This is a genomic window from Streptomyces marokkonensis (assembly GCF_039539045.1).
Taxonomy (GTDB): Bacteria; Actinomycetota; Actinomycetes; order Streptomycetales; family Streptomycetaceae; genus Streptomyces; species Streptomyces marokkonensis.
In genome coordinates, this window is record NZ_BAABCQ010000104.1 from 21,899 (window position 1) to 27,898 (window position 6,000).

A 6,000-nucleotide genomic window follows, 5' to 3' on the forward strand; every position below is an offset into this window, starting at 1 on the left:
CAGGAAATGACGCGTGTGAATGTCTCGCGACTGTTCATGACCGTCTCGTGACGGTGGCTGCCTCGAAGCCTGGGGCGAGGCGGGCTGGTGTGGCCGGGAGGCACGGTCGTTCCTGACGGAGAGCAAAATACAGAACCGGCATCCGGGAGTCTTCGTAACGGGCGCATTTCGATGCCGTACGGGCAATTTCCTTGCCCTTTCGCGCACCGTTGGAGAGCCTCTCCAGGTGAATTCCGTGCCGATTCGGACGCGCGCGTCGGGAACCGAATGCGGGTGAACGGCGTCCGCGGTGTCGTGCACCCGTACATCGGCGGGAGTGTGCGTCGGCCGTGCCAGTCCCGTGGTTCTCACGGCCGTCGTCAGGTGTGGACGCCGCGTCCGTTCCGCATCTCGACCACCCGGTCCGCGAAGTGCCGTACGACGGCCCGGTCGTGACAGATGAACAGGTAGCCGAGGCCCAGTTCGTCCTGGAGGTCGTCGAGCAGATTCAGGACCCCCGCCCGCACGGAGGCGTCGAGCGCGGAAACCGGTTCGTCGAGGACGAGCAGTCGCGGTTCACAGGCCAGGGCCCGGGCGATTCCGGCCCGTTGGCACTGGCCTCCGGAGAGTTCGTGCGGGCGCCGGTCTCCGTACGCGGGGTCGAGACCGACCCGGTCGAGCAGCTCGGCCACGCGGGCGGGTCCGTCGGACCTGTCCCAGGCGCCCCGGATCCTGAGCGGCTCGGCCACCGCGTCGCGGACGCGGTGACGAGGGCTGAGGGAGCCGTAGGGGTCCTGGAAGACCGGCTGCATGCGCGGGCGCAGGGGGCGCAGTTCGCGTTCCGTCAGGGCCGTCAGCTCCCGCCCCTCGAAGCGGACCTGCCCACCGTCGGGCCTGCGCAGCTGGAGCACCGCGAGGGCCGTGGAGGACTTGCCGCAGCCGGAGGGGCCGTTGAGGGCGAGGGTCTCACCGGCGTCCAGCGCGAACGATAGCTGGTCCACGGCGGTCACCGGGCCGTAGCGGACGGTGATGTCGCGGACGTCCAGCAGGGGGTGGTTCACACGAACTCCCGGAGAGGGTCGGGCATGTCATCGGCGTGATGGCAGGCGACCAGGCGGCCGTCCACCGTCCGCGCTTCCGGTTCCTGGTCGCGGCACCGGTCCGTCGCCAGGGGGCAGCGCGGCGCGAAGGCGCAGCCCGGCCCGAGCGCGTCCGGCGCGGGCGGGGTACCGGGAAGCGCCGGCAGCCGGCGGAGCCGGGGGCCGTCCTGCGGGAGCGAGGCCAGCAGGCCCGCCGTGTAGGGGGCGCGCGGACTGCCGAGCACCTGCCGGACCGGGCCGAGTTCGGCCGCCCGGCCCGCGTACATCACCAGTACGCGGTCCGCGTGTTCCCGCACGACCTCCAGGTCGTGGGTGACGAGCACCAGCGCGGCGCCGACCGCCTCCCGCTGCTCGGCGAGCACCCGCAGAACCTGCTCGCGGCGCTCCTCGTCCAGCGCGGTGGTCGGTTCGTCGGCGACGACGACGTCGGGCTCGTTGACCGTCGCCATGGCGATCACCGCGCGCTGCCGCATGCCGCCCGAGTACTCGTGCGGGTAGGCCCGCGCCCGGCGAGCGGCGTCCGGGATGCCGACCCGGTCCAGTGCCGCCACGGCCCGGGCGCGCGCCTGACCACGGGGCAGGCGCCGCACCGACCGTACGGCGGCGGCGAGCTGGTCGCCGACCGGGTGGACGGGCGAGAGGGCGGACAGGGCGTCCTGTGGAACGAGGGTGATCCGGCGCCCGCGTTCGGCGGCTGGATCGGCGGAGCCGCGCAACCGCACGCTGCCGCCGGTCGTCGCGCCCCGCGGCACCATGCCGAGCAGCGCCCGGGCGGTGAGGGACTTGCCGGCGCCCGACTCCCCCACGACGGCGAACACCTCGCGCGGGCGGACATCGAAGGACAGCCCGCGAACCGCCTCGACGGTGCCGAACGCGATTCGCAGGTCACGCACCGACAGCAGTGCCTCGGACGACACGGGCGGTCTCCTTTCGTATGGTGTGGCCGGTCGCGCGGCGGGCCCCCCGGCCCCGCGCGGACGCAGCCCCCGACACGGCCAGCCCCGCCAGCAGGGCCAGTGCGACGGCCGGGGCGAGTGCCGCCCAGGGGGCGCGTTCGATGTAGGCGCGCGATTCGTCCAGGAGCAGCCCCCACTCGGGGGCGGGCGGCTGGGCACCCAGGCCCAGGAAGCCCAGGGAGGCGAGAGCGAGGGCGATGCCGGGCAGTCGCAGCAGGGCATGGCGTGCGACCGGGGCCGCGACGGACGGCAGGACGTGCCGAGTGAGGATCCACAGGGGCCGTGCGCCGATGGCGCGTTGAGCGGTCAGGAACGCCGACGCCCGCACCTCCTGCACCAGCGCGGCCGCGTGCGCCGCCAGGGGCGGCCAGGAGATCAGGGCGACGGCGAGGGCCGCGCCACCGGTGCCGGGACCGGCCGCCGCCGCGACCAGGATGCCGACGATCACGGGTGGCAGAGCGTTGGCGATGTCCGCCGCCCCCGCCGCGACGCCGGGCAGGAAGCCCAGTGCCAGGCCGGCCAGCAGGCTCAGTAGGCAGACGGCCGCCGCCGTGCCGACCGTGGAAGCGGCACCGTGCCCGAGCCTGGCCAGTACGTCTCGGCCGAGCCCGTCGGTGCCCAGCGGGTACGCCCACGACGGCGACGCCAGCCGCGCCGTGGTGTCCACCGCGTACGGGTCGCGCAGCAGACCCCAGCCGATCGCCGCCAGCAGCACGGTGGCGAGGACGACCGGGACCGCCGGGTGCGCCCGGACCGGGCGGGCCGGGGGCAGCGAGAGCCCGGCGTCGCGCAGGGCGGGGCCCAGCAGCCGGCGCCGTACGAGGGCGGCCAGCGCGCCGGTGACCAGGCCCAGGGCCAGGAGGGCGAGGACCGAGCCCTGGAGCAGAGGAAGGTCCTGCGACTTGGCGGCACCCAGCGCGGTACGTCCGATGCCGGGAACCGCGAACACGGCCTCCACGGCGACCGCGCCCCCCGTCAGGCCGACCGCGACCATCCCGAACTGGGGGACCAGCGGCGGAAGTACGCGGCGCAGCGCGGCGGCCGAGATCCGGGTACGGCTCACGCCCGCGCCCCGCCACAGCTCCACCCACCGTTCGTCCAGCACGGCGGGCAGCGCGTCCGCGACGAGCCGGCCGAGCAGACCGCCCGCCGGAACGCCGAGCGCGAGGGCCGGCAGGATCATGTACGCGGGCCCCTGCCAGCCCGACGTCGGCAGCCACCCCAGCCACACTCCGCACACCAGCAGCGCCACGGTGGCCAGGAGGAACTCGGGCACGGCGGCGGCCATGGCGGCGACCGCCCCGGCCGAACCCCGCCCGCGCACCAGCACGGGCGTCACCAGTGCCACGGCCAGCAGCACCGCCACGGTCAGCGCCGCCGCCATCAGGCCCAGCGACACCTGGAGTCCGGAGGCGACCGACGGCAGGATGTCCGTCCCCGACACCCACGAGGTGCCGAGATCGCCACGCACCAGCCCGGCCGCCCAGTCACCGAGCAGGGAGAGCGGGCCGGCGTCCAGCCCCAGGTCCCGGCGGATGGCGGACAGTGCCTCCTCGGTCGGCTCCTGCTCGGCGGACCGGGCGCGCAGCACGGTCAGGGCGGGGTCCCGGCCGGAGAGCCAGGGCAGCAGGCCGACGGTGGCCAGCACGGCGAAGAGGGAGACGGCGCGGGTCATCCCCGCTGCGGAGGGCCTCACTTGACGTGGGTGTCGAGCGTGACCAGTTCCCGCTCGCGCGGGTCGTGGGCCGCGCCGACCACGTCGGCGGCGTCGCCCTGGATCACGCGCTCGTGGAGCATCGGCACGGCCGCGTCGGTGGCGAGCACTGCGGCCTCGGCGTCGACGACCGCCCGGCGGCGGGCGTCACCCGTCGGCGTCGCGCCCGCCTTGTCCAGGGCCTTGTCCACAGCGGAGTCGGCCAGCTGGGAGATGTTGAAGGAGCCGTTGGAGGCGAAGTCGCTGTAGAGGTACGCGGCCGGATCGCCCGAGTCGAGGACGGTGGCGCGGGAGAGGATGAACGCGTCGAAGGCGCCCGACAGGGCGTCGGACTCGATGTTGGCGTACTCGCGGACCTCGAGCTTCACCTGGAAACCCGCCTTCTTCAGCTGCTGTTGCAGTGCGGCGGCGACCTCGGGCAGCTCCGCCCGGTCGGTGAACGTGCCGATGGTGATCTTCCTGCCGTCCGGATCGCCCGCCTTGGCGCGCCGTACCGGTTCGCGCAGGTCGGCGGCCCACGGCAGTGCGGGCCCGAGCAGCCCCTCGGCCACGTCCGCCCTGCCCTCGTACACGCCCTTCACGAGGGACTCGGCGTCGATCGCCTCCCGTGCCGCGGCCCGCAGCGCGGGGTCCTTGAAGGTGCCCTTGTCCGTGTTGAGGTACAGGGTGTTGGTGCGCGGCATCGGGACCTCGGTGATCAGCTCCTCGTCCAGCAGCGCGGCCTGCGAGACGGGCACCGCCTCGACGATGTCGGCCTCGCCGCTGCGCAGGGCGGCGGCGCGTGCGGTGCCGTCCGGCACGAACGTGACGTCGATGCCGGGAGCCTTGGCCGTGCCGCCCCAGTAGCTGTCGTAGCGGTCGAGGGCGGCGGAGGAGGTGCCGTTCACCTCGGTCAGCTCGAACGGACCGGTGCCGGTGCCGACCGGGTCGACCGTCTTCCCCCGGTACGCCTTCGCCGAGAGGATCGACAACTGGGGGGAGCTGAGCCGCTGGGGGACCAACGGGTCCTCCTCGGCAGTGGTGACGACCACGGTGGTGGTGTCCACCGCCTTCACGGTCAGCTCGACGCCGTCGAGAATGCGGGGCTTGGGAGCGGCGCGGGCGGCCCGGTTCAGAGAGCGGACCACGGCCTCGGCGGTCAGCTTCGTACCGTCGTGGAAGGTGACACCCTCGCGCAGAGCGAAGGTCCAGCTGCGGCCGGACTGCTTCCACCCGGTGGCGAGCGCGGGCTCGGCGTCGCCGTCCGCGTCCAGCTTCACGAGCGTCTCCGCCGTCGACCAGCGGGACAGCTTGAAGGCGTCGTCGGAGAGCGGGGACAGACCGGAACGCGGCGGCTGCATCATCGCGACGCTGATCCGCTCGCCCGCGTCGGCGCCGGTGGCCTCCGTGGACGCGAAGCAGCCGGTGAGCAGGGCGGAGGCGGCGAGTGCCGCGGGGAGGGGCAGGAGACGGGCAGGGACGCGCACGGGTCACTCCGGGTAAAGGGCCGGTCAATGGTTGAGCGTGCGACGACCGTAGCACGATGACAATCGTTTTCATTCTCGGATCGGGTGGGTTCCGCGAGCGCTGTGCGGGGGTGGAGGTGTGGCGGTGTCGCGACAGGGGACGCAGACGCCGGTCAGTTCCACGGTGTGCTCCACGTCGGCGAATCCCGTGGCCTCGGCCACGTCGTCCGCCCAGCGTTCCACCGCGTCCGCCTCCACCGCGGTGCTGACGCCGCAGTCGCGGCAGACCAGGTAGTGGCGGTGCCCGTCGGTGGGTCGCGGCCGGTAGAGCCGTTCTCCGGTCTTCTCCCGCACGACGTCGACCCGTCCCGAGCGGTCCAGTGCGCGAAGGGTCCGGTACACCGTGGTCAGGCCGATGGTGATGCCGTCGGCCTCGAGCGCCTCGTGCAGTTCCTGGGCGGATGTGAAGCCGGTGCGGTCGTGCAGGGCGCCCAGAACGGCCCTCCGCTGTCGCGTGGGGCGCCACGGTGGCGGTGGCTGTGTTGTCGATGCGTCGCGCAGGACGCCCACCTCCCGTGGAGTGGGGTCGGTCGGCTGTGTGTCGGGGTGCGGGCCGAAGGCCTCTCGTCCCGCCGACGGTCCGTCATCCGGTGGGCCGGGCGGCCTGCTTGGCGCTCGCGACGCCGCACATGGTAATCATTTCCATCGGAGTTTCAAGCGGGGTCCGCCGCGGCGGCGTGGCGGCGTGACGCCGTGTCGCGGTCGCCTGTGTCGACGCTGCGCGTGGGAACTAGTTGAATATGGAA

Annotated in this window: 5 protein-coding genes; all 5 read right to left on the minus strand. The window is 73.7% G+C overall.

Features of this window, described 5'->3' with window-relative positions:
- Window positions 1-359 precede the first annotated feature (359 nt).
- Window positions 360-1,040 (minus strand): ATP-binding cassette domain-containing protein, encoded by a 681-nt coding sequence (locus ABEA26_RS23535; protein WP_345595232.1) that lies wholly within the window; start codon window positions 1,038-1,040, stop codon window positions 360-362.
- The gene (locus ABEA26_RS23540) at window positions 1,037-1,996 is read right to left on the minus strand and encodes an ABC transporter ATP-binding protein (protein WP_345595234.1); all 960 of its coding nucleotides are present in this window, start codon (window positions 1,994-1,996) and stop codon (window positions 1,037-1,039) included. The genes ABEA26_RS23535 and ABEA26_RS23540 overlap by 4 nt, the downstream gene beginning before the upstream one ends.
- The gene (locus tag ABEA26_RS23545; RefSeq protein WP_345595246.1) at window positions 1,965-3,710 is read right to left on the minus strand and encodes an ABC transporter permease subunit; all 1,746 of its coding nucleotides are present in this window, start codon (window positions 3,708-3,710) and stop codon (window positions 1,965-1,967) included. Before ABEA26_RS23545 ends, ABEA26_RS23540 begins: the two co-directional genes overlap by 32 nt.
- Before the next feature lie 17 nt (window positions 3,711-3,727).
- Window positions 3,728-5,215: an ABC transporter substrate-binding protein gene (locus tag ABEA26_RS23550; protein WP_345595235.1), complete on the minus strand. Its 1,488-nt coding sequence runs from the start codon at window positions 5,213-5,215 to the stop codon at window positions 3,728-3,730.
- A 69-nt stretch (window positions 5,216-5,284) separates the two neighbouring features.
- Window positions 5,285-5,764 (minus strand): Fur family transcriptional regulator, encoded by a 480-nt coding sequence (locus tag ABEA26_RS23555; protein WP_345595237.1) that lies wholly within the window; start codon window positions 5,762-5,764, stop codon window positions 5,285-5,287.
- Window positions 5,765-6,000 lie beyond the last annotated feature (236 nt).

Coding starts and splice junctions, on each gene's coding strand:
- ABEA26_RS23545 (WP_345595246.1), bottom strand. CDS start 3,710: ATGACCCGCGCCGTCTCCCTCTTCGCCGTGCTGGCCACCGTCGGCCTG.